Annotated in this window: 5 protein-coding genes; all 5 read left to right on the top strand. The window is 67.9% G+C overall.

Going from position 1 to position 16,792, the window contains the following annotated elements; all coding sequences use genetic code 11:
- Positions 1–35 precede the first annotated feature (35 nt).
- Genes AC1PMG_RS10290 through AC1PMG_RS10310 form a run of 5 tightly spaced genes read left to right on the top strand, consistent with a single transcriptional unit; the run spans position 36 to position 16,789 of the window.
- Positions 36–1,049 carry a TauD/TfdA family dioxygenase gene (locus tag AC1PMG_RS10290; RefSeq protein ID WP_481111540.1) on the top strand — a complete coding sequence of 338 codons (1,014 nt, stop codon included), beginning with the start codon at positions 36–38 and terminating at the stop codon, positions 1,047–1,049.
- Between the two features lie 5 nt (positions 1,050–1,054).
- Positions 1,055–5,167, top strand: coding sequence for an amino acid adenylation domain-containing protein (locus tag AC1PMG_RS10295; protein WP_481111541.1), 4,113 nt, complete (start codon positions 1,055–1,057; stop codon positions 5,165–5,167).
- Positions 5,164–12,111 carry a type I polyketide synthase gene (locus AC1PMG_RS10300; RefSeq protein WP_481111542.1) on the top strand — a complete coding sequence of 2,316 codons (6,948 nt, stop codon included), beginning with the start codon at positions 5,164–5,166 and terminating at the stop codon, positions 12,109–12,111. Before AC1PMG_RS10295 ends, AC1PMG_RS10300 begins: the two co-directional genes overlap by 4 nt.
- Positions 12,112–15,522 carry an amino acid adenylation domain-containing protein gene (locus tag AC1PMG_RS10305; RefSeq protein ID WP_481111543.1) on the top strand — a complete coding sequence of 1,137 codons (3,411 nt, stop codon included), beginning with the start codon at positions 12,112–12,114 and terminating at the stop codon, positions 15,520–15,522.
- Positions 15,512–16,789 (top strand): LLM class flavin-dependent oxidoreductase, encoded by a 1,278-nt coding sequence (locus AC1PMG_RS10310; RefSeq protein WP_481111544.1) that lies wholly within the window; start codon positions 15,512–15,514, stop codon positions 16,787–16,789. The genes AC1PMG_RS10305 and AC1PMG_RS10310 overlap by 11 nt, the downstream gene beginning before the upstream one ends.
- Positions 16,790–16,792 lie beyond the last annotated feature (3 nt).

Genomic DNA, 16,792 nt, shown 5'->3' on the forward strand with positions numbered 1-16,792 from the left:
GCGAAACCATTCCAAGCAGGCGCAGAGGCATCAGGTTGTCGGATCGCGACCTGGTTCGGTTCGGCTATCTGGACGGACTGGAGGGCTTTCCGCTCGTGGTGTCGCCGGGCGTGGGCGACTTGAACCTGGCCGCCTGGGCCGCGGCGCACAGGCAGACGCTGGAACAAGCGCTGCTCGATCACGGCGCGATCCTGTTCCGCGGATTCGGCAACGAGACGGTCGCGCATTTCTCCCAGTTCGTCCGCTCCATCTCCGACGACGTGCTGGATTACCAGGAGCGCGCCGCCGCCCGCACCCAGGTCGCCTCGCACATCTTCACCTCCACCGAATACCCGGCCGACCAATCGATACCGCTGCACCACGAGATGTCGTATTCGCACAATTGGCCGAGCAAGATCTGGTTCTATTGCCAACAGCCGCCCGCCAGCGGCGGACGCACGCCCATCGCCGACGATCGTCGGGTCGTGGACCTGTTGCCGCCCGCGATCAAGACGCGGTTCCTGGAAAAGGGCGTGATGTACGTCAAGAACTACGGCGAGGGCCTCGACCTGTCGTGGCAGGACGCGTTCCAGACCGAGGATCGCGCCGCGGTGGAGCGCTACTGCCGCGAGGCGATGATGCAGTGCGAATGGCGCGATGGCGGCCGCTTGCGCACCCGCGCGCGGCGCCACGTCATGGTCTCCCACCCCACGCTCGGCACCAGGCTGTGGTTCAACCACGCGCACATGTTCCACCTGTCGAATCTGAGCGCGCCGATACGCGAAGGCCTGCTGGCGCAGTTCGGCGAAGACGAGGTGCCGCGCAACGCGTTCTTCGGCGACGGCTCGCCGATTCCCGATTCGCTGATGGAGGAGGTGCGCCAGACCTACCGCAGCGCCACGGTGGGTTTCGACTGGGAGCGCGGCGACATCCTGCTGCTGGACAATTTCCTCGCTTCGCACGGGCGCGATCCGTTCACGGGGCCGCGGAAGATCCTGGTGGCGATGGCCGAGCGCTTCACGCTCGGTGGCGCGGTCCCGGCGACGGCGACGTTCGGGTCGCACGAGTGAGCAGCATGCACGTGATCGAGCCCGTGAACGCAGAGGATGCCCGCATGCAAGAAGACGTGATCGAGGGATTCCGGCTCTCTCCGCAGCAAAGGCACCTGTGGCTGACGCTCGCCCCGGGCGAGCGTTGCGCGCAGTGCGCCATCGTCGTCGAAGGCGAGTTGGCGCCGGAGCGCCTGCGCGGCGCGTTGCGGGCGCTGGGCGGCCGGCACGAAGCGCTGCGCACGGACTTCCGCTATCTGGCCGGCATGGACGTTCCGGTCCAGGTTCCAGGCGCAGATCCCGGCATGGATTTGGAGATCCACCACCTCGGCGCGTCGGCCGACCTGTCGCGCGAAATCGACGAGCGGCTGCGTTTGGATGCCGCGGGGACGCTGGAAGGGCATGCGACTGGCCTTTACACCTGGCTGAGGTTCGCGCCGTCCGGCGGCGCATTGCTGATCACGTTGCCGTCGCTGTGCGCCGACACCCGGACGTTCGTCAACCTGTATGCGCAACTGGCGGACCTGTGCGGCGAAGGCGAGGGCACGAACGGCGACGGCGAGTTCGTTCAGTACGCCGATTACAGCGAGTGGCAGAACGAACTGATAGAAAATCACGCAGGTTCGAAAGCCGCGCCTTATTGGGCGGCGTTGGCAGGCGCGGACGCCGCGCTCGCGCTGGAGCCGGCGCCCGACGACGCTCCGCAAGGCACCGCAGAACCGGTCAGGACCGTGCTCGATCCGACGGTGGTGCAGGGGTTGAGAACGCTGTGCCTCGAGCACGGCACGGACCTGCGCACCGCGGTGCTGACCGCGCTCGGCGTGCTGGTCTGGCGGTTGCGCGGACAGCAGTCTGGCGTGTTCGGGGTCCTGTTCGACGGGCGAACGATTCCGGGGTTGGCGAATGCGCTGGGCCTGTTCGCCAGATACATGCCGGTCGAACTGCGCATCGAGACCGATTACAGTTTCGTCGAGGCGCTGCGCCGGACCCGCGACGCGCTCGACCAGGCCGAGGCCGCGCAGGACCTTTTCGCGCCTGACAGTGCTGCGTCGCCACCGATCAAGTTCGAGTGGCACGCCACGCCGGCACCGATCGGCGCGGGCGCGCTGCGGTTCTCGCTGCTGCGGCATTGCTCGCGCATCGACCGGTTCCAGCTCAGGGTGACCGGCATCGAGAGCGACGCTGGGGTGACGCTCGAGTTCGAGCACGACCCCGCGGTGCATTCCGCCGCCGCGGTCGAGTGCCTGGCCGCGCGCCTGGCGGCGCTGCTGGCCGATGCCGCCGCGGCTCCGCAGCGCTCGGTGAGCCAAGCCGAGGTGTTGCCCGGGCCGGAACGCAAACGGTTGCTCGAAGAGTGGAATCAGACCCAGTGCGCCTACCCGCGCGACGTCTGCCTGCACGAACTTTTCGAACAGCAGGCGCGGCGCACGCCCGAGGCGACCGCCGTCATCTGTGGCGAGCAGTCGCTGAGTTTCGCCGAACTCGACCGCGCCGCCGATGCGCTGGCGCGCGTATTGCGCAGCCTGGACGTCGGACCGGACGTGGCGGCCGGGGTGTGCCTGGAGCGTTCTTGCTGGATGTTGGTGGCGGTGCTGGGAATCTGGAAAGCCGGCGGCGCCTACGTACCGATCGATCCGGCGCAACCGCCGGCGCGGCTGGCGTTTCTGGCCGGCGACGCGGGTTGCCGCGTCGTCGTCACCCAGCAGCCCCTGGCTGGCCAACTGGCGGATATAGGCTGCGCGCTGGTCCAAGTGGACGCGCCGAACGCGCTGTCCTGTGGTGCGGACACGCGTGTCCCGCCGCCGCGCACGCTGCCGGCAAATCTCGCCTACGTCCTGTACACCTCAGGCTCGACCGGAACGCCGCAAGGCGTGATGGTGCGTCATGGTTCGGCGGTCAATCTGGCTTTCGCCCTGCAAAGCGCGGTCTATCGCGAAGTCGGCCGGCCGTTGACGATCGCGTTGAACGCGCCCCTGGTGTTCGACGCTTCGGTGAAGCAGTTGCTCCAGGTCGTGCACGGCCACAGCCTGTGCGTGATTCCGGAGGAACTGCGGCGCGATCCAGCCGAACTCGCCGCGTACCTGGCCAAGCATCGGGTCGATGCGGTCGATTGCACGCCGTCCCAGCTCAACCTGTGGCTTGCCGCTGGCATGGCCGATAGCCTGCAAGGATTGCCGGCGACGGTTCTGGTCGGCGGCGAGGCGCTGGACGAACGGCTATGGCGGCTGCTGTCGCAAGCCCCGGGCAAGCGTTGCTTCAATGTGTACGGCCCGACGGAATGCACGGTCGACACGACCATCGCGCCGATCCGCGGCGGCAGGCCCAACATCGGCCGGCCGCTGGCGAACATGCGGACCTACGTGCTCGACGACACCATGAATCCGGTGCCGACCGGCTCGGTCGGGCAACTCTACGTCGGTGGCGACGGGTTGGCGCGCGGTTACCTGCGGCGGCCGCGGCTCACCGCGGACCGGTTCGTTCCCGATCCGTTCTCCAAGCAGGCCGGCGCCCGCTTGTACCGGACCGGCGATCTGGTCCGCCAGCTCGGGGACGGCCGCCTCGACTATCTGCGCCGGACCGACCATCAGGTGAAAGTGCAGGGCATCCGCGTCGAGTTGCCCGAGATCGAAAAAGCGCTGCGCGAGCATCCGGCGGTGCGCGAGGCCGCTGTGGTCGTGGCCAAGGGCGAGCACGAAGTCGAGCGGATGATCGGCTACGTGCTGCCGCGCCGCCGCTATCTGAAGAAGATCGACGGGTACTCGCGGCTGACCCTGCCTGACGGCCGCGCCATCGCCCATCGCAACAGGAACGAGAGCGAGTATCTCTACCTGGAGATCTTCGAGCGCCGGACCTACCTGCGCAACGGCATCGCCCTGCCGCCCAGGGCGGTGGTGTTCGATGTCGGCGCCAATATCGGAATGTTCTCGATGCTGGTCGCCGAACGCTGTCCCGAGGCCGAGCTCTACGCGTTCGAGCCGATCCCGCCGATCCTCGAGATATGCAGGATCAACGCCGAGCTGTACGCGCCGGCGCTGCGGTTGTTCCCGTTCGGCCTGTCCAGCCGTAACGAAACCGCGGCATTCACCTACTACCCGCACTACAGCATGATGTCGGGGCGCCAGGCCTACTCCGACGCCGGCGCCGACATCGACGTGATCAAGCGCTACCTCGCCAACCAACACGCCGAGTCCGCGGGCGGGAACGACGAGTTGATCCGGCACGCCGACGAATTCCTGGCAGGACGTTTCCTGTCGGAGACGTACGAATGCGCATTGCGCCGGCTCTCGGAGGTGATCGCCAGCGAAAACGTCGCGCGCATCGATCTGCTCAAGATCGATGTGCAGCGCGCCGAAATGGATGTGCTGGAGGGGATCGACGAGGCCGATTGGCCCAAGATCCGGCAAGTGGTGCTCGAGGTGCACGACGCCGACGGACAGGAAACCGCGGGGCGCACGCGCAAGATCGCGGCATTGCTGGAACGGCATGGCTTCGAAACACTGGTCGAACAGGACGGCGAGTTGACCGGCACGGACCGGTACAACGTCTACGCCAGCCGGCACGGGCTGCGGCCCGGGGCCGCGGCCGCAGCCCCGGGCCCGTCGACGGCGAAGTCGCCGGCGGACGTGCTGACCGCGCAGGAACTGCGCACGTTCCTGAAGGAGCGGTTGCCGGCCTACATGGTGCCCGCGAGCCTGGCCCTGCTGGAGGAGATGCCGCTGACCCGAGGCGGCAAGATCGACCGCATCGCGCTGGCCTCCTCGCAGTACCGCGCGGCGCGTGCCGAAGAGGAACTGCTCGCGCCGCAGACCGGCCTTGAGCGGCAGATCGCTGCGATCTGGCAGCAGCTCCTGGGGCTGGAGCAGATCGGGTCGCAGGACAACTTCTTCGACCTCGGCGGCCACTCGCTGCTGCTCATCCAACTTCATCGGCGGCTATGCGAAGAGCTGGGCGCGCAGATCCTGATACTCGACGTGTTCCAGCATCCCACCGTGGCGGCACTGGCCGGTTTGCTGCAGCGCAAGCGTTCCGGCGTCGACGCCGAAGCGCGCTTCGACGCGGCGCAGTCGCGGGCCGAGAAGATCAGGAAGGCGGGCGATCAACGCAGGCAGGCATCCAAAGAATGGAAGGACAGGCTATGAGCGGGTCGGATGTTTCCCAGGCACCGGAAGCGGTCGCCATCGTCGGCATGGCGGGCCGGTTCCCCGGCGCGCGCGGGCTGGAGGAGTTCTGGCGAAATTTGGCGGACGGGGTCGAATCGATCCGCTTCTACACCGACGAGGAACTGGCAGCCGCCGGCATCGCGCCGCAGGTGCTGAGCGACCCCGCCTATGTCAAGGCCAGGGCCGAGTTGGCCGACATCGAGCTGTTCGACGCCGGCCTGTTCGGATTCACGCCGCGCGAGGCCGAGATCGCCGATCCACAGCAGCGGATCTTCCTGGAATGCGTATGGGAAGCGCTGGAGGACGCAGGCTACGACCCCGCGCGCTATCCGGGTGACATCGCCCTGTATGGCGGGGCCAGCATGAACACCTACCTGATCAACAACCTGCTCGGCAACCGCCGCCTCATCGAGGCGATGGGCCTGCTGCAAACGGCCATCTTCAACCGCAACGACCACCTCACCACCCACACTGCCTACACGCTCAACCTCAAGGGCCCCAGCGTCACCGTGCAGACCACGTGCTCGACCTCGTTGGTGGCGGTGCACATGGCCTGCCAGGCGCTGACCGGCTACCACTGCGACATGGCGCTGGCCGGCGGCGTCGCCGTGCCCGTGCCGAACCGGACCGGCTATTTCTATCAGGAAGGCGGGATCGGATCGCCGGACGGCCATTGCCGCGCCTTCGACGCGCAGGCCGACGGCACCGTCAGCGGCAGCGGCGCCGGCGTGGTGGTGTTGAAGAGGCTGTCCGAGGCGCTCGCCGACGGCGACTGCATCCGCGCGGTGATCCGCAGCAGCGCCATCAACAACGACGGCGCGGAGAAGATCGGCTACACCGCGCCCAGCGTCGCCGGCCAGGCGCAGGCCATCGCGATGGCGCAGGCCATCGCCGGCATCTCTCCGGAGCGGATCAGCTACATCGAATGCCACGGCACCGGCACCTCGCTCGGCGATCCGATCGAGATCGAGGCGTTGACCCAGGTGTTCCGCCGCTCCACGGCGCGCAAGGGCTTCTGCGCGATCGGCTCGGTCAAGACCAACCTCGGCCACCTGGACACCGCTGCCGGCATCGCCGGGCTGATCAAGACCACCTTGGCGCTGCAGCACCGACAATTGCCGGCGAACCTCCACTTCCGCGAACCCAACCCGCGCATCGACTTCGCCGACTCGCCGTTCCGGGTGAACGCGGCGCTGAGCGATTGGCCGAGCGATGGGCGGCCGCGCATGGCCGGCGTCAGCTCGTTCGGCATCGGCGGCACCAACGCCCATCTGATCGTCGAGGAAGCCCCGCCTGGCGAGCCGCGGCCGTCGTCGCCGGGTCCCGAGTTGTTGACCTTTTCCGCGCGCAGCAAGTCGGCGCTCAACGTCATGGTCGCCAATCTGGCCGACCACCTGCATCGGCATCCGCAGCAGGATCTGGGCGATGTCGCCTATACCTTGCAGGTCGGCCGGCGCGCGCTCGGCCACCGCTGCGCATTCGTCTGCCGGGACCGCGAGGATGCGTTGTCGGTGCTGGCGATGTCCGATGTGAGTCGGATGGCCTCGGGCACCAAGGAAGCAGTGACGCGCCCGGTCGCCTTCATGTTCCCCGGCCAGGGTGCGCAATACGTTAATGCCGCGGTCGAGCTTTACCGGTCCGAAGCGACGTTCCAGCGCGAGATCGATCGTTGCGCACAGTTGCTGCGGCCACACCTGGATTGCCCGTTGCAGGAGCTGTTGTTCGCGCCGTCCGAGCGGGTCGCCGACGCCGGAGAGAGACTGCAGCGGACCGCGTTCGCGCAGCCGGCGCTGTTCGCCGTCGAATACGCGCTGGCGCGGCTGTTCATGGAATGGGGCGTGCAGCCGCAGGCGATGATCGGGCACAGTGTCGGCGAGTACGTGGCGGCCTGCCTGAGCGGTGTGTTCTCGCTCGAAGACGCGCTGAAGCTGGTCGCCGCGCGCGGCCGGCTGATGCAGTCGCTGCCTGGCGGCAGCATGTTGTCGGTGTCGCTGTCGGAGGCCGAGCTGCGCGCGCGGCTCGGTCGTGGACTGGAGATCGCCGCGATCAATTCGCCCTCGCTGTGCGTCGTGGCGGGCCGCGACGAGGCGGTCGCCGCGTTCGAGGCCGAACTGATCGAACAGGGGGTCGGGTGCCTGCGGCTTCGCACCTCGCATGCGTTCCATTCCTCGATGATGGAACCGATCCTCGATGAATTCCTGCAGGTCTTTGACAGCGTCGAACTGCGGCCGCCGGGCAGCCCCTACATCTCGACCCTGACCGGCGCCTGGATCACCCATGCCGAAGCGACCTCGCCGGCGTACTGGGCCAAGCACCTGCGCCATCCGGTCCAGTTCGGCAAGGGCCTGGGCGTACTGTTCGAAGACCCCGCTTGGATCCTGCTGGAGGTCGGTCCGGGCCGGATGCTGATGTCGATGGCACGCCGGCATCCACAGAAGGCCGCGGCGCAGATGGTGCTGCATTCGCTGCCGCCGCCGGATACGGACCGGTCCAGCGCGGAAGTCGCGTTGCTGACGCTGGGCCAGCTCTGGGCGGCCGGCGTGGAGCCGGATTGGCACGCGCTGCACCGACGCGCTCCGCGAGGCCGCGTGCCGCTGCCTGCGTATCCGTTCGAGCGGCAGCGTTACTGGATCGACGCCCGCGGCGAGGCATCGGCCGCGGGCGATCCGCTGGCCAAGCACCCGGACCTGTCCAAGTGGCTGTATGCGCCGTCGTGGAAACGCGCGGCGCAACGAGGCCTGGCCGCGGCCGCGGCGGCGGAAGGCGCGACCTGGCTGTTTTTCGCCGACCGCTTCGGCGTCGCGTCGCGGTTGGCCGAGTCGTTGCGTCCGTTCGCGCGCAGCGTCGTCAGCGTGAGCGCGGCGCAGGGTTTCGCCAAGCACGGCGCGCTGGATTACGCGCTGGATCCGGGCGATCCCGCGGGCTACCTGCGCCTGTTCGAAGAGCTGGAACGCGACGGCCTGCTGCCGCAGCGGATCGTGCACGCCTACGGCATCGAGCTTCCCGACCCGGAGCGGGCGGCCGCGCCGGCGAGCTTCTACAGCCTGCTGTACCTGGCCCAGGCGCTGGGCACGGAGGCGAACGGGAGGTCGATCCACATCGACATCGTCGTCGCGAACGCGAACGAGGTGACCGGCGCGGAGAGCGTATATCCGGAGCAGGCCACGCTCGCCGGTCCTTGCCTGGTGATTCCGCAGGAATACGCCGGGGTGAGCTGCCGCATGATCGATCTGGATTTCGTCGAGGTGGCCGGCCAACAGGACGCGAACCTGCCAGAAGGCCTGCTGGAAGACCTGCGCGAGCCCGGCACGGAGGGCATCGCCTACCGCAACGGCTATCGATGGGTACGGTTCTTCGAACAGATCGCGACGCAAACGCCGTCGGCTCCGCCGTTCCGGCTCAGGCGCGACGGCGTCTATCTGATCACTGGCGGGCTCGGCGGCATGGGGCTGACGGTGGCGCACTATCTGGCGAGCCAGTTGCCGGGAGTGCAGCTGGCGCTGGTCGGACGCTCGCCGCTGCCGCAGCGCGAACACGGGGACGAACGCCGCGCCGCGCAGGGCGAGGGCGAGCGCGCGGACGCGATGATCGCCGCCCTCAGCGCGCTGGAAGCGCAGGGCGCACAGGCGATCTACTTCAGCGTGGACGTGTCCGATCCGGCGCGGCTGCGTGAGGTCGTAGCGCAGGTCAATGCGCGCTTCGGTCCCATCACTGGCCTGGTGCATACCGCGGGCATCCCCGGCAACGGCCTCATCCAGCTCAAGACCGCGCAGAGCGCCGATCGGGTCCTGGCTGCCAAGCTGCAGGGAACGCGTGCGCTTTACGACGCGCTGAGCGGGCAGCCGCTGGATTTTTCGATCCTGTGCTCCTCGCGCAGTGCGCTGCTCGGCGGCCTGGGCAGCGTGGACTACTCCGCGGCCAATGCCTATCTCGACGCCTTCGCGCAAAGCCGGCGCAAGCGTACCGGCGAGTTCGTGGTGTCGGTCAACTGGCCGGCCTGGCAGGAGGTCGGAATGCTGGCCGACAACGCGGCCGCGCACCGGGTCCGCCGCGAAACGCCGTCCGGCCCGGAAGAGCGGGTCGGGCATCCCTTGGTCGATCGGCACATCGCGCAGGGCCGCGACCGGCACCTGTTCCGCTCGCGCTTCGCGGTGAAATCGCATTGGGTACTGGACGAACATCGGATTCTCGGAACGGCGGTGGTCCCAGGGGTCACCTATCTGGAGATGGCGCGCGCCGCGTTCGCCAAGGCCGTGCAGGCCGGTCCGGTCGAGATCGGGGACGTCTACTTCCTGACCCCGCTGCGGGTGCAGGACGACGAAGCCAGAGAAGTCCGGCTGGTCCTGGAACGCGCTGGCGAGGGCTACGACTTCCACGTCGAAAGCGCGCCTGCGGCCGACGCCACGGACTGGGTCAGGCACGTGATCGGCAAGATCGCGGCATGTCCGGCAGCGCCAGCGCGCCGGATCGACATCGCAGGGTTGATCGCCGAGTGCGGCCGCGACGAACTGCGGCTGACCGAAGAAAACTTCTTCGACGAAAGCCTGGGCCCGCGTTGGCAATGCGCCAACCATGTGCATCGCGGCGACGGCCGGCTGCTGGCGGAGTTGCGCCTGGCGGACGAATACAGCGGCGACCTGGAGCACTTCCAGCTGCATCCGGCACTGCTCGACCGCGCCGCCGGCATTGGGTTGCTGTTCCTGGTCGAGCGCAGCAGCAGCTACCTGCCGTTCGGCTACGGCAAGCTGCGGCTGTACGCGCCGTTGCGGCAACGGGTCTACATCGCATCCAAAGGCGGCGCCGACCCGACGACCGATGGCGAAACCACTGCGTTCGACGTCGACATCCTCGCCGAGGACGGTACCTTGCTGGCGCAGATCCACAAGTTCGCCCACAAGCGGATCAACGAGGTCGGCAAGGCGGTCAATGCGCTGATGGCCGGACACCGCGGCGGCGACGAACCGGCGCGCGCGTCGGCGCAGGTTGCGCGCGGCAACGCGGGCGCCGACGACAGTAGCCCGTTCGAGCGGGTGCTGAGCCTGGGCATTTCTCCGGCCGAAGGGGCGCAGGTGTTCGCACGCATGTTGGCGCGCACGGTGCCGGCGCAGGTGGTGGTGTCGCCGAGCGATCTCGCCGCAGTGATCGAATGGGCGCGGCAGGCGACGCCGGAGCGCTACGGCGCGGAAGCAGGCAGCCTGATAGCACCTGCGACGCACGCGCGGCCTGGACTGGAAACCGCGTTCGTGGCCCCAGCCAGCGAACTGGAGCGCCGGCTGGCGACGCTTTGGCAGGAGTGCCTGGGCATCGACCGGATCGGCCTGCACGACGATTTCTTCGAACTGGGCGGCAACTCGGTGCTCGCCATCCAGATCATGGCCAACGCCAGGAAGGCGGGACTGAACTTCAACGTCCAGCAGTTGTTCCAGTATTCGACGCTGGCCGAACTTGCCGCCTTCGTGGAAGGCGCGGACGCGCGTGACGCCGAAGCGCAGGGGGCAGGAGCGCTGCCGCTGCTGCCGGCGCAGCGCCGTTTTCTCGAAGCGGATGCGCGGGGCCTGGAACCTGCGGCCTGGTCGGTGCTGCTGGAAATCGATCCTGTTGTCGATCCGGCGTCGCTGCAGCCACGTCTGGAGCACCTGCTGGCCAGCCACGACGCCTTGCGGCTGCATTTCCCGGCCGACGTGCCGCCGGGAACGCCGTCCATCGCCGCGACGCCTGCCGAGGGCGCATTGCAAGTGGTCGATCTGCGCGACATCGCGCCAGCGGACCGGGCGGCGAGCATCGCCACGATCGCCGCGCGCACGCGCGCGCAACTGCGGATCGGCCAGGATCCGCTGGCGAAGATCGTTCTGTTTCGCGCGCACCAGGGCGAAGCCTCGACGCTGCTGTTCGCCGCGCATCCGCTCGCCGCCGATCCGGGTTCGGCCCGGGTGCTGATCCAGGCGTTGCGCTCGGCCATCGACCCCGCGGTGCCTCCCGGCCAAGGGGCCTCCGCGCAGGCGCCGCGCTACCGCAGGGCGGTAAGCTCGGCACTCGAATTCGCCGGTTCGCCGCTCGCTCGCCACGAACTCGGCTACTGGGAAGCGCTGTACGAGCGCGGTGCCGCGGGCTGGCCTTCGGCGTATGCAAACGGCACCGGTGCCTCGGCGCAGAGGGCGCTGCACTCGGTCAGTCTTGGGCACGAGGAAACCCGACTGTTGGTTGCCGAGGCGCCACGCGCCTACCGTGCCCGAATCGAAGAGGTCGTTCTGGCCGGGTTGGCGAAAGTCCTGGGTGACCGCATCGGCGACCGCCGGCTATGGATCGACTGCCACGCTCGCTTGGACGCGCTTCCTGGCGAGCACCTGCGCGACGTGGTGGGGCCCTTCGCCACCGTCGCGCCTGTCGCCTTCGAACTGCCGGCCGGCGACAATCCCGGTGCGTTGTTGACCGCGGTCAAGGAACAGTGGCGCGCGGCACCGCGCGGCGGCGCCGGCTACGACCTGCTGCGTTCGCCGAGAGGCGAGGCGGACCCGTCCGCCGCCGCGCCATCGCTGCCCGATCCATCGATCGGCTTCGCCTACCTGGGCGCATTCGACGACACGCCGGCCTGCGCATCGGCGGTGCGCGTGCATCCGTCGTTGTCCCCGGCCGGCCTGGAACGTCCGGAACGGGCCGGATACGCCATCAGCGTGCGCGCCTTCGTGCATGCGCAACGCCTGCATTTGCATTGGAGCTTCGATCCGGCACGGATAGACCACGACAGCGTCGTGGCGCTAGCCAGCGATCACGGCAACGAGATCGATGCGTTGGCACGGCATTGCGCTGCGGCCGAGTCGGACGTGGTCACGCCATCGGATTTTCCGCTTGTCGGCCTGGATTCGAACAAGTTGCGGAAGATATTCGACATGCTGGAGAAGGCGGATGAATCCGCGTTGCACTGAATGTTCTTCGCATGCGGCGTCGAGAGCGCATGTGTCGTTCGCAGGCGCGGCGGCCGGTCGATCTTTTGGTCGAGAAAGCATTCACCCCGCGTGTCATCATCCACTACAGCGCGTGCTGGAATTTGCAGCGCAGGAGCGTCGATCGTGAAAGGTGTTGAAGACATCTATCCGCTTTCTCCGATGCAGCAGGGAATGCTGTTCCATTCTCTCTACGCACCGCATGCCGGCGCCTACATCGAACAGATCACCTGCAGCTTCGAGGGTGACCTCGACCTCGACGCGTTCACCGAGGCCTGGCGCAGCGTGCTCGCGCGTCATCCCATCCTGCGCACGGCCTTCCTGTGGGAGGGGCTGGACGAACCGGTGCAGGTCGTGCGTACCGACGTGGACGTGGTGCGCGCATACGAGGACTGGCACGAGCTGGCGGCGGATGCGCGACGGCAGCGGCTCAGCGCGTTCCTGGAGCAGGACCGCCGCCGCGGCTTCGAGATTTCGCGCGCGCCGCTGACCCGCTATCTGTTGGCGAAGACATCGGCGGACACGCACGAATTCGTGTGGACCTTCCACCATCTGATTCTCGACGGCTGGTCGATACCGCTGGTGCTGCGCGACTTCTTCATGGCCTATCAAGCCGCCTGCGCCGGCACTGCGGTTGCCGCGGCGAGCCCGCGTCCGTTCCGGGACTATATCGCATGGCTGCAGGAGCAGCCGCTGCCCGAAGCGATGGAGTTCTGGCGGCGCACCTTGAGCGGATTTTCCATGCCCACGCCGCTGGGCATGGAGCTGAGGGCGGGCGAGGGCGCCGATCCTGGCGAAGCCGCCTATGCGGAAGCCGGTTTCCGCATTTCGGCGCGGACCACCGCGGCCTTGCACTCCTTCAGCCGTCAGCAGCAGGTCACCCCCAGCACCCTGGTGCTCGGTGCGTGGGCCTTGCTGCTGGGCCGCTATGCCGGCCAGGACGACGTGGTGGTCGGCGCGACCGTGTCGGGGCGCTCGCCGCAGTTGCCCGGCGCGAACGAAATGGTCGGGATGTTCGTCAACACCTTGCCGGTGCGGGCGCGGATCGATGGCGCATGCGCGGTGGCCGAATGGTTCCGGGAACTGCAGGCGCAACTGGTGGAAGCGCGGCAGTACGAGCATAGCCCGCTAGTGCAGGTACACGGCTGGAGCGACGTGCCGCGCGGGCTGCCGTTGTTCGAGAGCATCGTGTCGTTCCAGAACCAGCCGATCGCCGAAGTGCTGCGTTCGGTCGATTTGGGGCTGAAGGTGCATTCGCTCGTCGCCCATCACACCCGGACCACCTACCCGTTGACCATCGTGGTCGAGCCAGGCGAAGAGCTGGCACTGGTCATGGTCTACGACGCGCGCCGATTCGAATCCGCGGCGCTGGAGCGGCTGGAAGGGCATCTCGACACCTTGCTGGCCGACATCGCCGCCGACGCCGCGCGGCCGCTCTCGGCCTTGTCCATCGTGTCGGCGGCCGAGCGCGACCTGCTGTTGCACCAGTTCAACCGCGTGCCGGCCATCGCATCCGCGCCGCCGCCCTGCCTGCACCATCTGTTCGAACGGCAGGCGGCGACCGCGCCGGAACGGATCGCGGTCTGCGCCGGCACGCGGCGCCTGACCTACGCCGAACTCAACGTTCGCGCCAATCGACTGGCCCATTACCTGCGGGAACAGGGCGTGGCGCCGGACGGCGTCGTCGCGCTGTGCCTGGAGCGCTCGGTCGAGATGGTGGTGGCGATCCTGGCGGTGCTCAAGGCCGGCGGCGCCTACCTGCCGCTGGACCCGAAGTATCCGCGCGAACGCTTGGCGCATATGCTGCGCGATTCGGGCGCGCGGGTGGTGGTGTCCCAGCGCGAGCTCGTCCAGGCGCTGCCGCTCGACGCGGCCAAACCTGTTTACCTCGACGCGGACCGCGCCGCGATCGACGCCTGCAGCGCGGAGAACCCGGCGGCTGCGGCCGAGCCGGACAACCTGATGTATGTCATCTATACCTCCGGCTCTTCCGGCCAGCCGAAGGGCAGCCTGCTCACCCATGCCAACGCGTCGAGATTGTTCGAGGCCACCGAGGGCCTGTACGGATTCGGCGAATCCGATGTGTGGACCATGTTCCACTCATACGCGTTCGACTTCTCGGTGTGGGAACTGTGGGGCGCGCTGCGCTACGGCGGCCGGCTGGTGATGGTGCCCGAGCAGACCGCGCAGGCGTCGCGCGAACTGCATCAGCTGCTGATCGACGAGGGCGTGACGGTGTTGAATCTGACGCCGTCTGTATTCCTGCAGTTCCTCGCTGTCGCCATGCACGGTGCCGCGCCACTGCCGTTGAGGTTGGTGATATTCGGCGGCGAGGCGCTGGATCTGGCCAGCCTGGAACCCTGGTTCCAGCGCTATGGCTACGAGTGCCCGCGCCTGGTGAACATGTACGGCATCACCGAGACCACGGTCCATGTGACCTACCGCCCCATCACGGCGGCGGACTATCCGGGGCGCGCACGCAGCCCCATCGGCATACCGCTCGCGGACCTGCAGGCGTACGTGCTCGACGCGCAGCTGCAACCGGTACCGGTGGGCGTACCCGGCGAACTCTACATCGGCGGCGCCGGGTTGGCACGCGGCTACTTGAACCGGCCAGGACTGACGGCCGAGCGGTTCCTACCGGACCCGCTCGGCGAGCGCGCCGGTGCACGCCTGTACCGGACCGGTGATCGTGCCCGCATCATCGGCGACCGGGCCGGCGGCCTGGAAATCGAGTACCTCGGACGGGTCGATACTCAGATGAAGATCCGCGGTTTCCGCATCGAAGCCGGCGAGGTCGAAGCGGCCATCCGCGCCCATCCACAGGTGCGCGACACGGCGGTGGTGCCCTACCAGGAAGCGCCTGGCGACATGCGCCTGGTCGCGCACGTCGTACTCAACGAAGGCGGGTCGGCGGGTGCCGGCGAACTCAGAAGCGCGCTTGGCCGACGTTTGCCGGCCTACATGATCCCCTCGCGCTTCGTGTTCACCGAAGCGCTGCCGATCACGCCGAACGGAAAGGTCGACCGCGCCGCGCTGCCTGCTCCCGGCGCCGCACGTCCGCAGCTGGAGCGGGAGTACGTGGCGCCCCGCAACGAACTGGAGCAGGAACTGGCGCAGATCTGGAGCGAGGTGCTGGGCACGCAAAGGGTCGGCGTCTACGACGATTTTTTCGAGCTGGGCGGGCATTCGCTGCTGGCGACGCGGCTGATTTCGCGGGTACGCGATACCTACCAGGTCGACCTGCCGCTGCGACGCCTGTTCGAGGTCACCACCATCGACGCGTTGGCGCTGGCCATTCTGCACAGCGGCACCGAAGACGCGAGCCCGGACATGATCGAGGAGATCTTCGCAGAACTCGAAAGCCTGGGGACGCAAGCGCATGAGCGATAGGATCGAAGACCGCATCGCCGCGCTCACTCCCGAACGGAAGGCGCTGCTGGAGCGGCAGTTGAACAAGCACGCGAAGCGCAATCCCGCGCCGGCAGTTCGACGCGACCCAGCCGAGCCCGGCGCGCAGCCCGCCGCGGCGCCGGTTCCGCCGCCTTCGCCGGCATCCGCCGCCGGAGAGGGCGGCCTGGATTTCAGCTTTCTGTTCTTCTCCGGCGATGGCGCGACCGACGAGCCCGACAAATACCGCCTGCTGATCGAATGCGCGCGGTATGCCGACGCCAACGGCTTTGCGGCGGTGTGGACGCCGGAACGCCATTTCAAGCCGTTCGGCGGGTTGTATCCCAATCCCGCGGTGATCGCCGCAGCGCTGGCGATGCTGACCCAGAGGGTCCAGCTGCGCGCCGGCTCGGTGGTGTTGCCGTTGCAGCATCCCTTGCGCGTGGTCGAGGAATGGTCGGTGGTCGACAACCTGTCCAATGGGCGCGTCGCCATCGCCTTCGCCTCCGGCTGGCTGGCCGACGACTTCGTGCTGGCGCCTGAGCGCTACGCGTCGCGCAGGGAACTGATGTTCCGCGAGATCCAGACCGTGCTGAAGCTCTGGCGCGGCGAGTCGGTGACGTTGCGCAACGGCAAGGGCGAGCCGACCGAGGTGCGCATCTATCCCAACCCCGTCCAGGCGCAGCCGCCGATCTGGATCACCGCCACCGGCAAGGGCACCTTCATCGAAGCCGGCAAGATCGGCGCCAACGTGCTGACTGGCTTGATGGAGCAGGGATTGGAGCAGTGCACCGACTGCATCAAGGCGTATCGACAGGCGCGCGCCGACAATGGCCATGATGCGCGCGCCGGGCGTGTCGCGGTGATGCTGCACACCTTCCTGGGCGAAGACCTGCAGCAGGTCAAGGAAACCGTCCGCGGCCCTTTTGGCGAGTACCTGCATTCGTTCCTGCGCATGACCAACACCCAGTTGGCGCCCGACGCAGCGGGATCGGATGCGGCGGCGACGCTGCAAGCACAGGATCAGCAGACCCTGCTCGATTTCGCGTTCGAGCGCTATTTCAACACCCGTGCGCTGCTCGGCACTCCGCAAAGCTGCGCCCGCATGATCCAGTCGTTGCAGGCGATGGATGTCGACGAGGTCGCATGCCTGCTCGATTTCGGTCTCGACACCGCGACCGTTCTGGACGGACTGGCCTATCTGAAGCAGTTGAAGGACTCCATCCGGCACAGGCACGCGCAGCGGGCTGGCGCAGGCGACGAGCGATAGAGA

The sequence above is a fragment of the Xanthomonas sp. NCPPB 2250 genome (assembly GCF_056725265.1).